General features: G+C 33.8%; 17 protein-coding genes and 1 other RNA gene. 8 read left to right on the top strand and 10 right to left on the bottom strand.

What is annotated here, in order from left to right:
- Positions 1-122: 122 nt before the first annotated feature.
- Positions 123-439: RNase P RNA component class A (gene rnpB / locus ACKC83_RS14980), an RNA gene on the top strand.
- 63 nt (positions 440-502) lie between these two features.
- On the opposite strand, the gene ACKC83_RS14975 is transcribed toward rnpB, so the two are convergent.
- From ACKC83_RS14975 to ACKC83_RS14960, 4 genes are all read right to left on the bottom strand, one after another.
- Positions 503-1,024, bottom strand: a complete 522-nt coding sequence (locus ACKC83_RS14975) for a nuclear transport factor 2 family protein (RefSeq protein WP_414034646.1) — start codon at positions 1,022-1,024, stop codon at positions 503-505.
- 159 nt (positions 1,025-1,183) lie between these two features.
- Positions 1,184-1,741, bottom strand: a complete 558-nt coding sequence (locus ACKC83_RS14970) for an RsmD family RNA methyltransferase (protein ID WP_434036134.1) — start codon at positions 1,739-1,741, stop codon at positions 1,184-1,186.
- The gene (locus ACKC83_RS14965) at positions 1,741-2,598 is read right to left on the bottom strand and encodes a DUF3822 family protein (protein WP_434036133.1); all 858 of its coding nucleotides are present in this window, start codon (positions 2,596-2,598) and stop codon (positions 1,741-1,743) included. The genes ACKC83_RS14970 and ACKC83_RS14965 overlap by 1 nt, the downstream gene beginning before the upstream one ends.
- Positions 2,546-3,292 carry a hypothetical protein gene (locus ACKC83_RS14960; RefSeq protein ID WP_414034643.1) on the bottom strand — a complete coding sequence of 249 codons (747 nt, stop codon included), beginning with the start codon at positions 3,290-3,292 and terminating at the stop codon, positions 2,546-2,548. Before ACKC83_RS14960 ends, ACKC83_RS14965 begins: the two co-directional genes overlap by 53 nt.
- 128 nt (positions 3,293-3,420) lie before the next feature.
- On the opposite strand from ACKC83_RS14960, the gene ACKC83_RS14955 reads away from it, so the two are divergent.
- Positions 3,421-4,860: an ATP-dependent DNA helicase gene (locus tag ACKC83_RS14955; protein WP_434036132.1), complete on the top strand. Its 1,440-nt coding sequence runs from the start codon at positions 3,421-3,423 to the stop codon at positions 4,858-4,860.
- Between the two features lie 168 nt (positions 4,861-5,028).
- On the opposite strand, the gene ACKC83_RS14950 is transcribed toward ACKC83_RS14955, so the two are convergent.
- The 3 genes from ACKC83_RS14950 to ACKC83_RS14940 all read right to left on the bottom strand — a co-directional run bounded on the left by ACKC83_RS14950 (position 5,029) and on the right by ACKC83_RS14940 (position 8,235).
- Positions 5,029-5,979 (bottom strand): D-2-hydroxyacid dehydrogenase, encoded by a 951-nt coding sequence (locus ACKC83_RS14950; RefSeq protein WP_434036131.1) that lies wholly within the window; start codon positions 5,977-5,979, stop codon positions 5,029-5,031.
- Between the two features lie 54 nt (positions 5,980-6,033).
- The gene (gene serC / locus ACKC83_RS14945) at positions 6,034-7,098 is read right to left on the bottom strand and encodes a 3-phosphoserine/phosphohydroxythreonine transaminase (RefSeq protein ID WP_414034640.1); all 1,065 of its coding nucleotides are present in this window, start codon (positions 7,096-7,098) and stop codon (positions 6,034-6,036) included.
- Positions 7,099-7,176: 78 nt separating this feature from the next.
- Entirely contained in the window at positions 7,177-8,235 is a 1,059-nt protein-coding gene (locus ACKC83_RS14940) for an acyl-CoA reductase (protein ID WP_434036130.1), read from the bottom strand.
- Between the two features lie 68 nt (positions 8,236-8,303).
- Here ACKC83_RS14940 and ACKC83_RS14935 point away from each other — a divergent pair, with 68 nt between their 5' ends.
- Entirely contained in the window at positions 8,304-8,657 is a 354-nt protein-coding gene (locus tag ACKC83_RS14935) for a 4Fe-4S dicluster domain-containing protein (RefSeq protein ID WP_414034638.1), read from the top strand.
- A gap of 71 nt (positions 8,658-8,728) precedes the next feature.
- On the opposite strand, the gene ACKC83_RS14930 is transcribed toward ACKC83_RS14935, so the two are convergent.
- Positions 8,729-11,449 (bottom strand): TonB-dependent receptor, encoded by a 2,721-nt coding sequence (locus ACKC83_RS14930; protein WP_434036129.1) that lies wholly within the window; start codon positions 11,447-11,449, stop codon positions 8,729-8,731.
- A gap of 412 nt (positions 11,450-11,861) precedes the next feature.
- Between ACKC83_RS14930 and ychF the strand changes: the two genes are divergently transcribed.
- The 4 genes from ychF to ACKC83_RS14910 all read left to right on the top strand — a co-directional run bounded on the left by ychF (position 11,862) and on the right by ACKC83_RS14910 (position 18,035).
- Entirely contained in the window at positions 11,862-12,956 is a 1,095-nt protein-coding gene (gene ychF / locus ACKC83_RS14925) for a redox-regulated ATPase YchF (RefSeq protein ID WP_434036128.1), read from the top strand.
- Positions 12,957-13,083: 127 nt separating this feature from the next.
- The gene (locus tag ACKC83_RS14920; protein ID WP_434036127.1) at positions 13,084-14,952 is read left to right on the top strand and encodes a DNA topoisomerase IV subunit B; all 1,869 of its coding nucleotides are present in this window, start codon (positions 13,084-13,086) and stop codon (positions 14,950-14,952) included.
- Positions 14,953-15,013: 61 nt separating this feature from the next.
- A complete protein-coding gene (locus tag ACKC83_RS14915; protein ID WP_434036126.1) occupies positions 15,014-15,412 on the top strand; it encodes a hypothetical protein in 399 nt (132 codons plus the stop codon).
- Between the two features lie 13 nt (positions 15,413-15,425).
- Entirely contained in the window at positions 15,426-18,035 is a 2,610-nt protein-coding gene (locus tag ACKC83_RS14910) for a DNA gyrase/topoisomerase IV subunit A (protein WP_434036125.1), read from the top strand.
- Between the two features lie 406 nt (positions 18,036-18,441).
- On the opposite strand, the gene ACKC83_RS14905 is transcribed toward ACKC83_RS14910, so the two are convergent.
- Both ACKC83_RS14905 and ACKC83_RS14900 read right to left on the bottom strand, forming a co-directional pair.
- Positions 18,442-18,816, bottom strand: coding sequence for a DNA topoisomerase IV (locus ACKC83_RS14905; protein WP_414034632.1), 375 nt, complete (start codon positions 18,814-18,816; stop codon positions 18,442-18,444).
- 39 nt (positions 18,817-18,855) lie between these two features.
- On the bottom strand, positions 18,856-19,275 hold the full coding sequence (locus ACKC83_RS14900) for a helix-turn-helix domain-containing protein (protein WP_434036124.1): 420 nt from the start codon (positions 19,273-19,275) through the stop codon (positions 18,856-18,858).
- A 303-nt stretch (positions 19,276-19,578) separates the two neighbouring features.
- On the opposite strand from ACKC83_RS14900, the gene ACKC83_RS14895 reads away from it, so the two are divergent.
- Positions 19,579-20,739, top strand: coding sequence for a M14 family metallopeptidase (locus ACKC83_RS14895; RefSeq protein ID WP_434036123.1), 1,161 nt, complete (start codon positions 19,579-19,581; stop codon positions 20,737-20,739).
- Positions 20,740-20,758 lie beyond the last annotated feature (19 nt).

The following is a 20,758-nucleotide window of genomic DNA, read 5'->3' as shown; positions in this document are numbered from 1 at the left end:
TAAAAATTCGATGAATATAATCCCGTTTTGGATGCAAAAATTAGCGCGAGTTATTAACAACTTTTAAATTTAATAGATGAGAGTTTAGTTATTTTAGTGCGTAATTATTGTATTTTTGCCGGCTAGTAGATCGCCTTATCGCTATTCTATATTTTTAGAATGGAGGAAAGTCCGAACACCGTAGTGCAACATAGTGGTTAATGGCCACCAGCCGAGAGGTTAGGAAAAGTGCAACAGAAAGTATGTACAGGTAATGCTGTAGTGAAACCAGGTAAACTCTATGTGGTGCAATGCCATGTATACCAATGATTGAGGGCGGCACGCTCGATATTGGAGGGTGGGCAGCTAAAGTGTATTAGTAATAGTACACTCAGATAAATGATAAGGGCCTTTTCGTTTAGAAAGGGTACAGGATTCGGCTTATAGATTTACTTAAATAAACAAGCCCTTTTTTATTTAATAAAAAAGGGCTTTGCTTTATTGTAATATTTTGGATTAGATACTATTGATCTGCTTCCAATGTTTCTTCTAAGTTGTCTAATTTTTCGGAAGCCAATTCTTCAAAAGCATTGTAGCTTGGTAAATTATCCCAGTAACTGTATTCTTTTACAATTTTACCATCTTTAAATAAGAATCTAGAAATAATAGGCACTTTAATTTCGGTTTCGCTTCCTTTTATGTTTCCAGACCATACAGCCCAGCTATTTACCCATTTTTCTCCAGCATCATTTGTAATCATCTCACATTTTACGCCTTCTGGAAAATCATAACCTTCTACAACTTTACGTCCTTCTTTTCCTTGTTGTATCATATCAGATACAGCTGTAGGTTCTAAAGAATTTTCGTAAATCTCAGCATCTTCAGCGTACAAATCTTTAAGACCGTCATAATTACTGTCTTTAAAATATTCATGTAACGTTTTAATTGTTTCAATTTCAGGAGAACTTGTAGTGTATTGTTTTACGGGTTCAGTACAAGAAACCATTACTGCTAAAGTAAAGGCGAACAAAATGAATTTTTTCATATTTACTAATATAATTGTGTATTAAACTGTGCTAAACAGTATGCTTAGCGTAAACTAAAATACATATTTTAAATTTATTTTTATAATTTATAATATTATAATTTCTAAATTACTCCCTAATTAATTAAAAATTAATATGATAAAATCAACTACTAATTTTTAGTCTTCAGATTCTGTTTCTGGATAACCGAAAAAGCTAAACATATTACCGCCATAACTTTTAGAGTATTTATAGTGTTCTAAATTAGAGATATCGGTATGTTTAGAATGTTCTACTATTAGTACACCATCGGCTTCCAGTAAATTGTTTTCGAAAACCAATTGCGGAATTTTACTAAATTCCTCGACAGGGAAGGCGTAAGGTGGATCCGCAAATATGATAGTCGATTTTAAAGTGGTTCCTTCTAAAAATTTAAAGACATCACTTTTAATGGCATCAATTGGCATTTCAAAACCTTCAGCAGTGTCATTAATAAATTTAATACAGTCTGCTTCTTGGTCTACACAAGTTATTTTGGTGGTACCTCGAGAAGCAAATTCGTAGCTAATACTACCTATTCCCGCGAATAAATCCAAAACCGAAACATCGTCAAAATAATACGTGTTATTTAAAATATTAAATAAGGCTTCTTTAGCCATATCGGTAGTAGGGCGAGCGGGTAGCTTTTTTGGAGCAGTAATTCGTCTTCCTTTATATAATCCAGATATTATTCGCATTAAAAACTATTTAAGATAACAAACTCGGCATGTTGAGTTTGTGGTTGATGACTAAAAGTAAAGTTATTTTTATGTTTTCCAAAGGAAATGTCGCGCACATATTTGTATGCTATATTATACAAGGCGTCGTTTTTTAATATGTCTCCTACAAATACAAGCTGAATGGTTTCGGGATTTAGCTTTAATTGTTCTAAAGTGAAAAGGAGATAATATATAAAATCTTCTTCGGTACTGTATTCAAACGTATTATAAAACTGAAGCGCTCCAGAATTGATACTTATAATTTCGAAATGGCGAGAGGCTACATGAATGTAAAGTTTTGGGGCATCTGCATTTTTTTCAATTTGTAAAATACTTTCTATTAAAACCGTAGAGGCGTGTTTAAATGTAAATTCGCCAAATTGCTCATAAATAAAATTATTTACGTTCACGTAAGGAACATATACGTTCACACTGTCGTTTAAATCTATAGTATCAAACGTGATGAAATCTGATTTTAAGAGTTTAGAATTATATTTTAAATAATCGGCTAAATGCTCTTCGTTAAATAACGGACTAGGTACTAGCGTAGATAATTCGTTGCTATGAATAATTTGAATACTATTAAAGGCTTGTTTTAAACTTTCCTCAGTATTAAATAAAGACTGCACATGCTCTAATAATTGATAAGGCGTTTCGTGTTTATTAAACGATAGATGTTTTAAAACCTCTATCTGATGTAAGCTAGGATTTAATATACAAAAAGAAAGTCCACTCAAACTAATTTGAATGGACAATTCCTTATGTGTGTTATTATGTGAACTACTATTCGTCGTCACCATATGTTTTTGGCCAGTTTCCGTTGGTCTTAACTTCATTCATAGAACCTACCATTATAGCATCACCATTTACACCATCTACGGCAATAACTTGGTTTTCTTGAATTACTAAGTCTCTTTCTTGATCGTAAAGAATAACATCTTTCTTAACAGAAGATTCGAAAACAGGAATTTTAACATCGTTTTGTTCTAAAGTTCCAGCTTCTAATTTAAATTTAGCACCTTCTGGTCCAATACCTGCAGGAAGATTCATCATCGTTTTGTAACGAGGAGAAGATTTAAATAAAGAATCTTTAACTGAAATAAATCCTAATGTATCAATAATAATAATATCCTTATAAGATTCTACACCACCATATCTTTTTGTCATTTCTTCATCTAAAACAGTAGAGTCACGACGTTGTGTAATTGTATATTTAGCGGTGTCAATAAATTTAATTAAGTGATCAAATTCTCCTGCAAACGTTCCTGTCACTTGTTTGTGTGCTAATTGTGCATCTCTAATATCGATAAGCTTTTCAATAACTAAAGCATAACGTTTGTTTTTAATTTTATTGAATTGGATAGGTGTGTAAACCGACATAAATGTTTGGTAACCTAAGAAGGCTATAAGTGCCCAAAGTGCAATAATTATAACAGGTTTTAAGCCTGATGGTAAAAATTTGTCGATTAGCCAAACTAAACCAATCGTAAGCAGAATAGCAGCAACAGCAATAAGAATTATTGTAAGCATAGTGTTTTTTGTTAATTAATTTTATTATAAGGTCTAACGCAAATCTACAATTTTTTTTTATTCGTTAAAACCTATAAGAGTAAAAATCATTACTATATTTGAATAATTTTTTTTCTGAAGCCTCCTAAATGAATGCATCACAATTTTATTCCCTTATAAAACAGCAGTTTCCGTTTAATCCTACAACAAAACAAAATATTGTATTAATTCAATTGTCCGAATTTATTTTTAATTCCAATCCAAAATCGCTTTATTTATTAAAAGGGTACGCTGGAACGGGTAAAACGACCATTGTTAGTACGATTGTAAGCAATTTGTGGAAAATAAAAAAGAGTGCTGTGCTTATGGCGCCCACTGGTCGTGCCGCAAAAGTAATTTCTAATTATTCCAAGAAAGAAGCGTTTACCATACATAAAAAAATATATTTTCCTAGAAAAGATAAAGGTGGTGGTGTAAAATTCGTTTTGCAACCCAACAAACACAAAAACACCATTTTTATAGTCGATGAAGCGTCTATGATTTCGGATACTCCTGGGGATTCTAAAAACAGTGAAAGTAATTCCTTGTTAGACGATTTAATGCAATACGTTTACGCAGGACATAACTGTAAATTGCTCCTAATTGGAGATACAGCGCAGTTACCACCAGTAAAATTAGATATAAGTCCTGCTTTAGAGCAAAAGACTTTAGTGTTAAATTACGACAAAGAAGTGGTTTGTATGGAGCTTGATGAAGTCGTTAGACAAGAGCAAGATTCTGGTATTTTATTTAATGCAACTATTCTAAGGGAAACACTATCGGGCACGTTTTACGATAGTTTTAAGTTTGATGTTAACCCATATAAAGACATTGTAAGGCTGATTGACGGACAAGAAATCATGGATGCAATTAGCGATTCTTATAGTGATTTAGGTAATGAAGAGACTGCAATCATTGTTAGAAGTAACAAGCGTGCAAATCTTTATAATCAGCAAATTAGAGATCGTATTTTATTTAATGAAAATGAATTATCTGCAGGCGATTATTTAATGATTGTAAAGAATAATTATTTCTGGCTTAAACCTACAAGTGAAGCTGGATTTATTGCCAATGGAGATATCGTTGAAGTGTTAGAGATTTTTTCGATTAAAGAATTGTATGGATTTCGTTTTGCCGAAGTTAAAATGAGAATGGTCGATTATCCGCGTATGGCGCCTATAGAAACCGTGTTGCTTTTAGATACGATTTCGGCAGAATCTCCTTCATTAACCTATGAAGATTCAAACCGACTGTATCAAGAAGTAATGAAGGATTACGAAGAGGAAAGTAGTAATTATAAGAAATTCACTAAAGTAAAGGCTAATAAATATTTTAACGCGCTACAGGTTAAGTTTTCTTATGCTATTACATGTCACAAGTCGCAAGGGGGGCAGTGGAACACTGTTTTTGTTGAACAACCTTATTTGCCTAACGGAATTGATAAAGATTATTTGCGTTGGTTATATACAGCAGTTACCCGTGCTAAAGAGAAACTCTATTTAATTGGATTTAAAGATGAGTTTTTTGAGGAAGAAGAGTATTACGGGTAAGCTTAATTCTAAGTAATTTTAGATTGTATATTAAATCTATTTAGTTTAATCTATGCATTTAATTAGGTGTTGCTAGTTATTTTGATAATCAGTTGTTTATATATAAATAAAAAAGCCGTCTAAAATAATTTAGACGACTTTTTTTTATGTAATATATTTTGTTTGGAATTATAAAAGAATGCTGCTAATTTGTTGCGCCAATTCTGTTCCAATTCTATCTTGAGCTTCGTTTGTCGCCGCACCTGTATGTGGTGTTAACGATAAAGAAGGGTTCATTAATAATCCCATTTCTGGTTGTGGTTCTTTTTCAAAAACATCTAAAGCTGCTCTCGATATTTTACCACTCTCTAATGCTTTTACAAGAGCTAATTCATCTACCACACCTCCACGAGCTGCGTTTACTAAAATAGCACCATCTTTCATGCTGTTTAATTCTGCTTCACCAATTACGTAACCTTCTTGTGCTGGTACGTGTAGCGTTAAAAAGTCAGCTTGTTTTAAAACGTCTTCTTTAGAAATAGTTTCAATGTCAAAACTTACAGTTTGTCCGTCGAAAAATTCTAATTCTAGATTAGCTTTTTCTAAAAACGGATCAAAAGCAACAACTTTCATTCCTGCTCCTAAAGCCACTTTCGCTGTAGCTTGACCAATACGTCCAAAACCTAAAACACCTAAAGTTTTACCTTTTAATTCGGTTCCTTTAGCATAAGCTTTCTTTAATCCTTTAAAGTTCTTATCACCTTCTAAAGGCATTTCTCTGTTTGAGCTATGTAAAAAACGTGATAAACCGTATAAGTGACCAAATACTAATTCTGCAACAGAATGCGAAGAAGCAGCTGGTGTATTAATTACTTTTAATCCTTTTTCACGAGCATATTCAACATCGATGTTGTCCATACCTACACCACCTCGTCCAATGATTTTTAGGCTAGGGCAGGCGTCGATTAAATCTTTACGTACTGTTGTTGCGCTTCTAACTAATAAAACAACAATTTGATTTTCGTTGATATAGTTAATTAACTGCTCTTGAGCTACCGTGGTTGTGATAACTTCAAATCCATCTTTTTCTAAGGCATCAATTCCACTTTGTGAAATACCGTCGTTTGCTAATACTTTCATAAGATTCGTTGTCATTTAAGATGACTAAAATTTATTATTGATTAATTTGTTTGATTATGCTTTTCGTTCTAATTCACTCATCACTTCAACTAAAGCAGCAACACTGGTGTAAGGCAATGCGTTGTACATAGAAGCTCTGTATCCACCAACACTACGGTGTCCGTTAATACCATTCATTCCAGCTTCTTTTGCCATTTCGTCAAAAGTGTCTTTTAATTTTTCGTCTACTAAATTAAATGTAGCATTCATTGTAGAACGGTCTTCTGTAGCTGCAAAACCTTTAAATAAAGGGTTTAAGTCAATTTCAGAATAAATTAATTTAGCTTTCTTTTCGTTTTCCTTTTCAATTGCAGCAATTCCACCTAAGTCTTTAAGCCACTGAAGCGTTAACATAGATGTGTATACAGCAAAAACAGGAGGTGTGTTAAACATACTATCTTTTTCGATAAAGTTTTTGTAGTCTAACATTGATGGGATTGCTCTAGTTACTTTACCTAAAAGGTCTTCTTTAATAACAACTAAAGTTGTTCCTGCAGGACCCATGTTTTTTTGAGCTCCAGCATAAATAAGGTCGAATTTAGAAAAATCTAAGGTTCTAGAGAATATATCACTACTCATGTCACATACCATAGGTACTGGACTGGTAGGGAAATCTTTTATTTGTGTTCCGAAAATAGTGTTATTGGAAGTACAGTGGAAATAGTCTAAATCTGATGGTACGCTATATCCTTTTGGAATGTAGTTATAGTTTGCATCTTTAGATGAAGCAACTTCTACAACTTCTCCGAAAAGTTTTGCTTCTTTTAAAGATTTAGCAGCCCAAGTTCCTGTATTTAAGTATCCAGCTTTAGTTTCTAATAAATTATATGCTGTCATTAAAAATTGCGTGCTCGCTCCACCTTGTAAAAATAATGCTTTGTAGCCTTTTCCTTCTAAACCAAGTAGTTCTAAAGCTAAAGCAGTTGCAGTATCCATAACCTCGATAAAAGGTTTACTTCTGTGCGATATTTCAATTAGAGATAAACCGCTGTTGTTAAAATCTACTACGGCTTCAGAGGCTTTTAGTAAAACTTCTTGCGGAAGAATACATGGGCCAGCACTAAAATTGTGTTTTTTCATTATTTCGATAATTTTGTGATAAGCACAAAGGTGCTAAATAAATGATGAATTTATATAATAAAATTAATATTTTTTATGCTAAATTTTTAATAAAAACGCCACAGTATCAACGTTATCGGCATAATCCCATAGGTTTGGGTGTTGGGTATTTCCGAAAACAATTTCGTAACTCATAAAGTCTTTAGAGACAATACATTGTATATTGTCTTTTTCTGAATTTAAATGCGATTTTAATTCATTTACATCGTTGTAGTACTCGTAAAATACCGTCGCGATTGGCGAAGAAAAACTCGGATCTTCTTTAATCATTAAAAAGCCATTTTCTAATATATCGAATTCGCTCATTAAATAAACCGCTTTGTTATAATCGTAGTTATTGGCGTATTTATGATCGTTTATTACCTCTTTCCATTTATACATCGCTTGGAAAAAATTTTGGAAATCGTAATTTTTAGGCACATAAACTTTAGAGACGTTACGACATCCTAAACCGTAATATCTAAAAATGTCGTCGGCTAAGCCTTCTAGTTCTTCTGTGGTTTCATTTCCTGTTAAAACAGCAACAGAGTTCCTGTTTTTTCTTATAATAGAAGGTTTGTCTTTAAAATAATATTCAAAATAACGTGCAGTGTTATCGCTTCCCGTGGCGATTACCGCTTCAAAATCTTCTAACTTCCCATCGATAAAGGTGATTTTAGATTTAAATTCTGGCTCTACATGTTCCAAATATTTTGCGAGAAAGGGTAGCAGATGTTTATCGTTTGAAGACTGCTTAACAACTACATCGTGTCCTGAAATTAAAACAGAAATAAAATCGTGAAATCCAACAAGTGGAATATTTCCAGCCATTATAATAGCCACTTTTTTTGGAGAAATGGTGTTAAATGAATACTTATTTAACCATGTTTTAATATTGTTTTCTGTCAGTTGCTTAGACCAACCCTTTAAAGAAAAAGTAAGATTATCGGTATTAAACCATCTGTTATTTTCTTCAGCTATTTTTAATTGGTGTTTAAAGCCGTCAAAAAATAAATCGTTAAATGGAATATCCTCTTTTTTCTGGATTTTTTCGGTTGAGAATTGACTTAAAAAATCTCCTAATTTTGAAAAAGCATTAATTCTTTGCTCTAAATTCATAGTCTAATTTGGTTATGAAAGGTTTTGGCTTTATTTTAGCCCCACAAAGTTAGAAAAAGAAATACGCTATGGCAATTATTATAACAGACGAATGTATAAATTGTGGTGCTTGTGAACCAGAGTGCCCAAATACAGCGATATATGAAGGTGCAGACGATTGGAGATATAAAGACGGTACAAGTTTAAACGGTACTGTTGTGTTACCAAATGGGAAAGAGGTTGATGCAGATGAAGCTCAGGAACCCGTAAGTGACGAACTTTATTATATTGTGCCAGATAAATGTACCGAATGTAAAGGATTTCATGAAGAACCTCAATGTGCGGCAGTTTGTCCAGTAGATTGTTGTGTTCCTGATGAAGATCACGAAGAAACAGAAGATGAGTTATTAGGTAAACAACGCTTTATGCATCCTGATGGTTAATCTATCTTATTTATATTTTAATAAAAAGCCGAGCAATTGCTCGGCTTTTTTGTTTTATTACACGTTCTAGATTAGAAATTAAATCCTAGTCTTGTAAATATATATCTACCATCGGAGCCCACTTGCACAGAATCGGCCAAACCTCCTTGGTCAGACCAACCGTCGAATTGAGGCGTCGGATACGTATTAAATAGGTTATTAGCACCTACTGTTAAGTTTAGGTTTTCTGTGAATTTATATCCTAAATTTAAATCTACTATTAATCTAGATTCATAGGTGTCTGTTGCGACTTTTTTTAAAGCATCTGCCTCAGCAAAAGTAATAGGTGGAGAATCTACCCATTGAAAATCTTGCAATTGGACTTCGCTAAATTGAGTTAGTGATGCGTTTATATTAAATCTAGAAGTGGAATATCCTAAATTAAGTCCGAATTTATAATCGGGTGCGGCGGCTTCTAGGTATGCTTGAGAAAAAGGACTAAAGAATTTAAGTTGAGCTTCTTCATTTGTCATATTACTACCTTCAAATTCTGGTGTATTGATGTTCTTAATTTCTAAATTATTAAGGTTTCCTATTAAACCAAAACTTAGATTGCTATTAGATCCTACAGACATTTTGTAAGTTAAAACAATATCTAAGCCTGTAGTTTGTGTGTCAACACCGTTTGCAAAGAATTGAGCGGCATCTACATTTAAAGGTCCTAATATAGCTTGATCTGTAAAGTTGTCTGTTAAAATAATTCTATCATCTACATTAATTAGATAACCATCTATAGTAGCAGTAAATCCATTTTTGTTAAATGTAAACCCTAAACTGGCATTAAAAGCATTTTCTTCTTTTAAATCTTCAATCCCAAAAGCTTTGGTTACCGTGCTGTTGTTTGCCGATAGTAAAGATGGTATAGATTCCCCAGCAACGATATTAGTGAAAATAAGGTTGTAATATATTTGTGCTAAAGATGGTGCTCTAAAACCTGTAGAAAGAGAGCCTCTAAACGCAAGCGCATCATCTAGTAATTTGTGTCTGGCTGCTAACTTAAAGTTAAATGAGCTTCCGAAATCGCTATAGGTTTCATAGCGTAATGCGCCTCCAGCTAAAAAATCCTCTGTAACATTTAGTTCGGAATCCAGATAAACACCATAATTAGATCTGTTTCTGTCTACTTCGTTGTCTGGACTATAGCCAGGGAAGCCTTGCGAACCTCCAGGAAGTGCGTCTCCATTAGAATCTGTGGCGACAATTTGCGTTGCAGGATTGGTAATAGGTACTGCATTTTCGTCGTATAATGAATAAGATGAAATCTCACCTGCGAAAATTCCAAAGTTTTCGGTTCTATATTCCATACCAAAGGCTATGTTTAAACCCGAAGCTACGTCGTCAAAATACTTGCTTAAATTAATTCCGGTTATGTTTTGAGATAGAAAATGACCTCCGGCATTAAAGTCTGTTGGAGAGGCGTCTTTCATAGAAGCGTTATTCGAGTTTTTAATAAAATACTGAAAATCGTTTTTTCCATAAGTGTTATTAAAGTCGGCGAACCATCCATTATTCATTTCATGTTTTAGTCCTACAGATACAGATACATCAGTAATATTAGATGTGATTTCAGGTGTAAATCCGTTAGGGTATAAGCTCGGTACAGATCTGTTGTCTCCATCTTCAAAACTATCTCGTGAAAAGGCATAGGCATTGGTGTCTCTAAAATTACGTCCTCCAAAGGCATAGACTTCGGTGTTGTCGCTAAGTGGTATTTCTGTATTTATCATAAAGTTAAAACTATCAACTCCAGCACTTCCAAATCCTTTTCTCCATGAAAATCCAGGACGTAAAGTATTATTTTTAGATAATAGCTCTGTTGTGAAATTTACAAAACCACCATTTTCACCTATATCTACACCGTAGTTAAAGTCTACTTTTACTGTTTCTCCATCGAAATTTTTATCTTTTCCATCTAGTCTGTTTTTACCTTCTACATTATATAAGGTTTCTCCGCTTTCTTCTTCCCAACCATCTCCGATTGCGGTACTGTAGGCGCCGTAAGTTACACCTCCCGAGAAGCCTTCGGTGTTATCTTTAAGAACAATGTTAATTACACCTGCAATGGCATCCGATCCATATTGCGCAGAAGCGCCATCTCTCAAGACTTCAATTCTTTTAATTGCAGACGCTGGAATGGCGTTTAAATCGGTTCCAGAATTCCCTCGACCTCTAGTTCCGAATATATTTACAAGAGAGGATTGATGTCTACGCTTACCATTAATTAAAACGAGAGTTTGATCGGGGCCTAAACCTCTTAATGAGGCGGGCACAACATGATCTGCCCCATCGGATCCAGACTGTTTACTCGCGTTAAATGAAGGTGCGGCGTATTGCAGAATTTCATTTACTTCAACTTTTCCTGTCGAGGCTGCTATTTCGGCAACATCCAAAATATCTACAGGAACCGCAGTGTCTAAAGCTGTTCTTTTCGGGTTTCTAGATCCAACCAGCACAATTTCGTCTAGTCCGACCCCTTCTATTAATGTTACATTTAATGTAGATTGACCATTTACTTTTAATTCTTTAGAGGTGTAACCAATAAAACTAAAAATAAGTGTTGCGTTTTCACTAACAGTAATAGTGTAATTTCCATCAAAATCTGCAACAACGCCATTAGTTGTTCCTTTTTCAATAATATTTACACTTGGTACAGGTAGGCCTTCTGAATCTGTGATATTTCCGGATACCGTTTGTCCGTTTGCAAATTGGACACCAAAAAGTAAAAGTAAAAGATAAGATAGTTGTTTCATCATAGTGTTGTTGATTTAATGGGTTTATTACTACTAAAGATATGGAATTAAGATGTTTAAGTGTGATTTGGGTAACAAGTTGTTAGTCGTTTTGTTAAAAATTAGTTAATTATTAGAAAATAATGAGAATTATTTAAGGATTCTTTAGTAAGTAATTAAAAATTTAAGAATTCACACTATTATCTTTAACTAAACGTGTTTTAATTAAAGTGTATTAAACAATTAAACGAACAGTTATTGTTGGAAACGCAACTAACGTACAGATTAAGGTGTGTTAATGCGACTTTTTACAGCTTAAAAGGTCAGGAATTGGTGTGAATCTTTTTTAAAATAAATTCATATAATTACTTACATTTGCACTCGCAAAAACCATCGTTTTGGTTCTTGAGTCTTTAATTAAATTATCTAAAGAAAAATGAAAGCTGGAATTGTAGGATTACCAAACGTAGGAAAATCGACCTTATTTAATTGTTTGTCTAACGCCAAAGCGCAAAGTGCAAACTTTCCGTTTTGTACTATCGAGCCAAATATTGGAGTGGTAAACGTACCAGATCCAAGACTAGAAAAACTTGAAGAATTAGTAAATCCAGAGCGTGTAATGCCTGCAACTGTAGAGATTGTGGATATCGCTGGTTTAGTAAAAGGTGCTAGTAAAGGTGAAGGTTTGGGAAATCAGTTCTTAGCTAATATTAGAGAAACAGATGCGATTCTTCACGTTTTACGTTGTTTTGACAACGATAATATCGTTCACGTAGATGGGAATGTAAATCCAATTCGCGATAAAGAAACGATCGACATGGAGTTGCAATTAAAGGATTTAGAAACAGTAGATAAGAAGCTTGAAAAAGTTAAACGTGCGGCTAAAACTGGAAATAAAGAAGCGCAGAAAGAAGAAGCAACTTTATTAAAGATTAAAACAGCTCTAGAAGCAGGTATTTCTGTGCGTGCAATAGAATTTGAAGACGATGAGTTTGAAGAATTTGTTGGACCATCTCAATTTATTACAGCAAAACCAGTAATGTATGTTTGTAATGTAGATGAAGGTGCCGCAAATTCTGGTAATGCTTATGTAGATTTAGTTAAAGAGGCTGTAAAAGATGAAAATGCTGAAGTTTTAGTGTTAGCAGTAGGGACCGAAGCAGATATTAACGAATTAGACGATTTTGAAGAGCGTAAAATGTTTTTACAAGATATAGGTTTAGAAGAACCGGGAGCGTCAAAATTAATTCGTTCAGCGTACAAGTTATTAAATCAGCAAACGTATTTTACAGCTGGTGTAAAAGAAGTGCGTGCTTGGACTATAGATATCGGAGCAACAGGACCACAAGCTGCAGGAGTTATTCATACGGACTTTGAAAAAGGATTTATCCGCGCAGAAGTTATTGGTTACGACGATTTTGTTACTTACGGAAGTGAGGCTAAAGTAAAAGAAGCTGGTAAAATGCGTGTAGAAGGAAAAAACTATGTTGTAAAAGACGGAGATGTTATGCATTTCTTATTCAACGTATAAACTTTCATTCAAATATAAAATTAAAGCCAGTGTTAAAAACATTGGCTTTTTTTTGTTAATAATAGTGCTGTTCCTGTTTCATTTTTAAAGGCGAAATAGTATCTTAGCATCTCATCATTAAAAACCTATGCAAGACCAATCCAATTATACCGAAGATAATATACGTTCATTAGACTGGAAAGAACATATTCGTATGCGACCGGGGATGTATATTGGTAAACTTGGCGATGGTTCTTCTCCCGACGATGGTATTTATATTCTACTAAAAGAGGTTTTAGACAATTCCATTGACGAGTATGTAATGGGGGCAGGAAAGACCATCGAAATATCCATTCAAGGAAGTAAAGTTATTGTCCGTGATTACGGTCGTGGAATTCCCTTAGGAAAAGTTGTTGATGTAGTCTCTAAAATGAATACCGGAGGAAAGTACGATTCTCGTGCTTTTAAGAAATCGGTAGGATTAAATGGTGTCGGAACAAAAGCTGTAAATGCATTATCGTCTTATTTTAGAGTAGAATCGTCTAGAGAAGGAAAATCTGCTTCTGCAGAGTTCGAGCAAGGGAATCTTGTGAATCAAGAATTCTTAGATGAAACCACACGACGTAAAGGGACAAAAGTTTCTTTCGTTCCAGACGAAATTATATTTAAAAATTATAAATATAGAAACGAGTATGTTTCTAAGATGCTTAAAAATTATGTGTACCTAAATCCAGGTTTAACTATAGTTTTTAATGGCGAAAAATTTTATAGTGAAAACGGATTAAAAGATTTATTAGCCGAGAATATTAATGAAGGCGATATTGTGTATCCAATTATTCACTTAAAGGGAGACGATATAGAAGTAGCCTTAACACACAGTAAAACACAATATTCCGAAGAGTATCATTCGTTTGTTAACGGACAAAACACAACGCAAGGAGGGACGCACTTAGCGGCATACCGAGAAGCAGTTGTGCGTACCATTCGTGAGTTTTATGGGAAGAATTATGATGCTTCCGATATACGTAAATCTATTGTTACAGCCATTGCTATTAAGGTGATGGAGCCTGTTTTTGAAAGTCAGACAAAAACAAAACTGGGATCGACAGATATGGGAGGTGACTTACCAACTGTGAGAACCTATGTAAACGATTTTCTGAAGACTTATTTAGATAATTATCTTCATAAAAATTCTGAAACCGCAGATAGAATACAACGTAAAATTCTTCAAGCAGAACGGGAACGTAAAGAATTATCTGGAATACGAAAATTAGCAAAAGACAGAGCTAAAAAGGCGAGTCTTCACAATAAAAAATTAAGAGATTGTCGTGTGCATTTTGGAGATATCAAAAACGGACGAAATTTAGAATCGACTTTATTTATTACAGAGGGAGATTCTGCATCTGGAAGTATTACTAAATCTCGAGATGTAAATACGCAAGCGGTTTTTAGTTTAAAAGGGAAGCCTTTAAACTGTTTCGGCTTAAGTAAGAAAATTGTATACGAGAATGAAGAATTTAATTTGCTTCAGGCAGCGTTGAATATAGAGGAATCTATGGAGGATTTACGATATAACAATATTGTAATCGCTACCGATGCCGATGTCGATGGGATGCACATTAGATTGTTGCTCATTACATTCTTTCTTCAGTTTTTTCCAGAAATAATAAAAGAAGGACATTTGTATATCTTGCAAACGCCTTTATTTAGGGTTAGAAATAAAAAGAAAACAATATATTGTTATTCAGAACAAGAGCGAGTAAATGCCATAGACGAGCTTAAGCCAAAACCTGAAATTACTCGATTTAAAGGATTGGGGGAAATTTCTCCAGACGAGTTTAAGCATTTTATTGGTGAAAATATTCGTTTGGAACCTGTCATGCTAGACAAAGATATGTCTATAGAGGAATTGTTAGAATTCTATATGGGGAAAAATACCCCGACACGTCAGAAATTTATTATCAATAATCTAAAAGTCGAAATAGATTTAGTCGCTGAAAAAAATGAGAACGGATAACGGATCAGTAAAAAACACGATAATTTCGGTATACTTTATATTAATTGTTTTAGCCGTTGTTATGGCTACCGTTTTTAGTGCTTTTAAAGATATAACGAATAATGCAGGTTTAACATTCATCATTATACTAGCCGTTTTTGCAGCTCTGTTTTTAGCTGTATATTTAATAGCTAAATATTTTGAATATGATAGTGATGGTGATAAGGTTATAGTGACTAATAAAGGTTTGCTGTTATCCGAAAGGTTTAACTACAGATCACATGATGTTGAGTTTGCGAAGGAAGAATTAGTCGGTTTTAAAATTATTAATTATATAGTGTACAGGGAATTAGTTCTGTATATTAAAAAAGAAGGAAGAAAAAGCGTTAAGAAACGTTTTAATATAAGTTTAGTAACGCGAAGAAAACGTAAATACGTTAGACAATCTTTAAGTAAAATAATAAAAAATAACATCAAATAAAGTTTAATTATTAATGATTGAAAACGATAGTGACGAATTAAATAGTAATCAGCCAGAAAGTCAAGAAACCATTACTAAGGTAAATGGAATGTTTAAGGACTGGTTTTTGGATTACGCATCTTATGTTATTTTAGAACGCGCGATTCCTGCGATTGAAGATGGTTTTAAGCCAGTGCAACGTAGGATAATGCATTCTATGAAAGATTTAGATGATGGTCGTTACAATAAAGTAGCCAATATTGTTGGGCATACCATGCAGTATCATCCGCACGGAGATGCTAGTATTGCAGATGCTATGGTTCAAATTGGTCAAAAGGATATATTAATCGATACCCAAGGAAACTGGGGAAATATTCTAACAGGCGATAGTGCGGCGGCTTCGCGATATATAGAAGCGCGTTTGTCTAAGTTTGCTTTAGATGTAGTTTATAATCCTAAGATTACCGAGTGGCAAGCCTCTTACGATGGAAGACGAAAAGAGCCTGTGAATTTACCGGTTATGTTTCCATTGCTGTTAGCGCAAGGTGGAGAAGGTATTGCGGTGGGGTTATCTACTAAAATTTTACCTCATAATTTTATAGAGCTTATCGATGCTTCGGTAAAGCATTTAAAAGGGAAGCGATTTACAATTTTACCTGATTTTCCTACTGCGGGAATCGCAGATTTTACAAATTATAACGATGGGTTGCGTGGAGGAAAAGTACGTGTACGTGCTAAGATTTCGCAATTAGATAAGAATACCTTAGTCATTACCGAAATTCCTTATGGCACAAATACATCAACGCTTATAGATTCTATTCTTAAGGCTAATGATAAGGGAAAGATTAAAATTAAAAAAATAGAAGATAATACAGCGGCCGATGTCGAGATTTTGGTGCATTTACCTGCTGGAATTTCACCAGATAAAACAATAGATGCGTTATACGCATTTACCAACTGTGAATCTTCTATTTCACCTTTAGGCTGTGTTATTGAAGATAATAAGCCTTTGTTTATTGGAGTGTCTGAAATGCTTCGTCGCTCAACAGATAATACCGTTCAGCTTTTAAAAAGTGAATTAGAAATTAAACTTGGAGAGCTCGAAGAAATGTGGCATTTTGCTTCTTTAGAACGTATTTTTATTGAAAATAGAATTTATCGCGATATTGAAGAAGAAGAAACCTGGGAAGGTGTAATTCAAGCCATCGATAAAGGGTTAAAACCTTTTACGACACATTTAAAAAGAGTGGTAACCGAAGAGGATATCGTACGATTAACAGAAATAAGAATTAAACGTATATCTAAATTTGATATCGATAAAGCTCAACAAAAAATCGATGCTTTAGATGAGCAAATAGCTGAAGTAAAACATCACTTAGCACACCTAATCGATTATGCTATAGCGTATTTTGTAAGATTGAAAAAGGAATATGGAGAAGGTCGTGAGCGTAAAACAGAAATCCGAATCTTTGATGATGTCGATGCGACTAAAGTAATTATTAGAAATACCAAACTGTATGTTAATCGTGAAGAAGGGTTTGTAGGAACATCATTGCGCCGCGATGAGTATGTTGGAGATTGTAGTGATATAGATGATATTATTGTCTTTACCAAGCAAGGTATAATGATGATTACGAAAGTAGATTCTAAGACCTTTGTAGGGAAAGATATTATACACTTAGCCATATTTAAGAAAAAAGATAAACGTACTATTTACAATATGATTTATCGCGATGGTGCTAAAGGCCCAACTTACGTAAAGCGTTTTGCGGTTACGGCTATAACTCGAGATAAAGAATACGACTTAACTAATGGTAATAAAGGATCGACATGTTTATATTTTTCTGCAAATCCAAATGGAGAAGCCGAAGTTGTAACGGTTTTATTACGTCAGGTAGGAAGTATTAAAAAGTTGAAATGGGATTTAGATTTCTCAGATATCATTATAAAAGGCCGAGCGTCTAAAGGAAATTTAGTAAGTAAATTTCCTGTGAAGAAAATTGAGCTTAAAGAGAAAGGGATTTCTACGCTTAAACCAAGACGTATTTGGTTCGACGATACTGTGCAACGTTTAAATGTGGATGGTCGTGGAGAGTTGTTAGGAGAGTTTAAAGGTGAAGATCGTATTTTAATAATTACACAATCTGGTTTAATTAAAACCATTTTACCTGAGCTTACAGTGCATTTTGATAGCGATATGATTGTGCTAGAAAAATGGAAGCCAAACAAACCGGTTTCTGCGGTTTATTTTGAAGGAGAGAAAGAACGTTACTATGTGAAACGCTTTTTAGTCGAGAACGAAAACAAGGAAGAAGTCTTTATTTCGGATCACGAAAAGTCACAATTAGAAATTGTTTCTACCGATAATTATCCTGTAGTCGAGATTGTTTTTGGAAAAGAACGCGGAAAAGATCAGAAAGAAAATCAGATTGTAAACCTTGAAGAGTTTATTGCAGTAAAAGGTATTAAGGCTTTAGGAAATCAATTAACTACGGATAAAGTAAAACAGATTAATTTATTAGAACCATTACCTTCTGAGACTTTGGAAGACGATATGTTAGACGATTCGGAAGCAGAAGACAATACTGGCGACGACGATAATAAAGAAGGGGCCGACGATGATTCTCAGCCAACTTTATTCTAAATAATAAAACATAAGCGCGTTGTAATCCTTCAACGGCAGATTATATTACTAGAGCAAGTCATCTATATTTCTTAAAATATAATGCTTGCTCTAAATGTATACGATACTTTGGCTAATTGAAAGTGATCGTGTTTTTAAGGATCGGTTTTAATACCTTATTTCTTTATTCTCTTTTTGGTTTACAGCAAAGCGCCAGAACACACTTCGGTAAGAGTAAATCAAAATAAAAGGAAGATGGTATTCAGAACAGTATTTTAACAGCTACTAAGCTTTAATAGGACTGACTATTACTACTTTCTACAAAAAGTCTTGATAAACGTATGTAAAAGCGCTAAAAAGTGGAAAACAAAACATATTTAGAAATGCTACAGTGTAAAATAATTTAATACTAAGCATAATCAATCATCTATTTATTGGCACGATATGCTGTACCTTTTTGTTTCAGGTCTTCACCAACATAAGAATATTCAAAAGTATAAGAAGAATCCGTTGTTGTTAAGATTTTAAGATGAATATCTTTACGTTCAATGCGGTTTTTAGGATTGATAGTTCTAAAAATAACTTCGCAGTCGTTTACCCAGCGTACTTCAGACGAGTCTACTTTTCCTTGATAAGTTTCTACTTGTAGCGTATCGTTTCTATTAAACTCCGATTTAAAAATGGAATCGTCGATATTGATTTCACTAAAATAGTGTCCAGTTTTAAAATCAGTGCAATTTCTTTCTACTTCGTAACAACTCACTAGCATTACAGCAAGAAAAAACAGAACTACATATTTCATAGGATAGAGGTGTGAAAATTCTGTGCAAAAATAGTGAACTTAAATGGAGTTCTCAAAGTTTTTAAAGCTTCCGTCTGTATAAAAAATAACGATGCGTTCAATTTGTTTTGAGGGGTCAGAATTTAGCGCCTGGTTAGGAATGGAATTCGTGGTTGCTTGATGCGATTCTTTTATCTCCGACATCGGCTTTTCCTCATTCGAAAATAAGTCGGGGGTATGGCTTTTTTTTGGTTCTGCAGGAAAAGTGCCTTTGCCATTTAACAGCCAATACAATTCAACTTCTGGATAAGTGGTTAGAATTTTCATTACAAAATCTAAACTGGGTTTATTCCTACCAGATAAAATATGAGAAATAGAAGAGCGTTGCACGCCAATTTTTTCGGAGAAAGAAGACGCGGACTCCCCGTAAAAATCAATCACTTTTTGTAAGCGTTTTGTAAATTCATCACTGTTTATCATTGTAAACTAACTACTGCTGTGTTTGTGGTTACAAATGTAATAAAAAGAATGATATCAATTGTAAATAGTAAACAAATAGTGATATTAATTATAATTTATTACTTTAAATAGACGTGTTTAAATAGCTGATAAACAGCATTTAGTTATTAAAATTAGAGTAATGAGTAATTAAACCAATATCTAACTAAATACGCTATTAATTTGCTGTAAAAACTGTATATAATTGTATACAAACAAATGCGGTTTTACTGTTTACATTTGTAAATAATTAATTGTTTACATTTGTATACCTATAAAAATGATATGAATATTACAGAAATCACCAGTCTTTATCAAACAAATAAAGAGTCGCTATTAAGTGGCCGCTACATTACCAATTTACATATTACACCACTTTTAGAAGCTCTTAAATCCGAGCCTGATTTTATAGTTTCGGAAATTGGAAAATCTGTTTTAGGTAAACCCATTTCGGCCATTAAAGTTGGAACAGGAAAAAAACGATTGTTGCTTTGGTCTCAAATGCACGGAAACGAATCGACAACCACCAAGGCGCTTTTTGATTTTATTAATGCACTTAAACATCCTGATCAAGCTCTAAAAAATTTAAAGGAAGCGTGTACTTTTTATATTATACCTATTTTAAGTCCTGACGGAGCAGATGCATATACGCGATTAAATGCTATTGATATCGACTTAAATAGAGATGCTCAAACATTATCTCAGCCAGAAAGTAAAGTATTAAGAGCTGCTTTTAATGCTTTTAAACCGCATTACTGTTTCAATTTACACGGACAACGTACTATTTTTAGTGCAGGTACAACTAATAAGGTAGCGACGGTATCTTTTTTATCGCCATCTCAAGACGAAGAGCGTACTGTAACTGACTCTAGAAAGGTTGGTATGGACATTATTGCTGAAATGAATAGGACTTTACAGCAATTAATCCCAGGGCAAGTAGGGCGTTACGACGATTCGTTTAATATTAATTGTGTAGGGGATAGTTTTCAATCGTTAAACGTACCCACTATTTTGTTTGAAGCTGGTCATTATGAAAATGATTATGAAAGAGAGCAGACTCGTTTTTATATTTTTAGTTCGTACTTGACCGCATTTAATTACATTGCACAACACGACGTTTTAGGAGAAAATTATAACGATTATTTCAATATTCCTGAGAATGATAAATGTTTTTACGACATCATTATTAGAGGCGCGAATGTTGGTACTGAGGAAAATCCTGAAATTTTAGATGTTGCAGTGCTTTTTGTTGAAAAATTAATTAACAATAAAATTGCATTTTCCTCAAAAATTGAAGCTTTAGGATTGGGTGCAAATTACTATGGCCACAAAGAGGTTAATGCTAACAAAATGAGAGTTTTAGGTGCCGATGAAAAACCCTTAAAAGTAGGAGTCGAAAACGATTTCGTGACGATTGGAGCTGATAAATTTTTACTAAAATTGTGAAAACCTTAATAATTTGGTA

It is taken from the genome of Formosa bonchosmolovskayae, from assembly GCF_051016085.1.
Taxonomy (GTDB): Bacteria; Bacteroidota; Bacteroidia; order Flavobacteriales; family Flavobacteriaceae; genus Formosa.
Note: the sequence above shows the minus strand (reverse complement) of the source record. Positions and strands in the feature narration are given on the sequence as shown.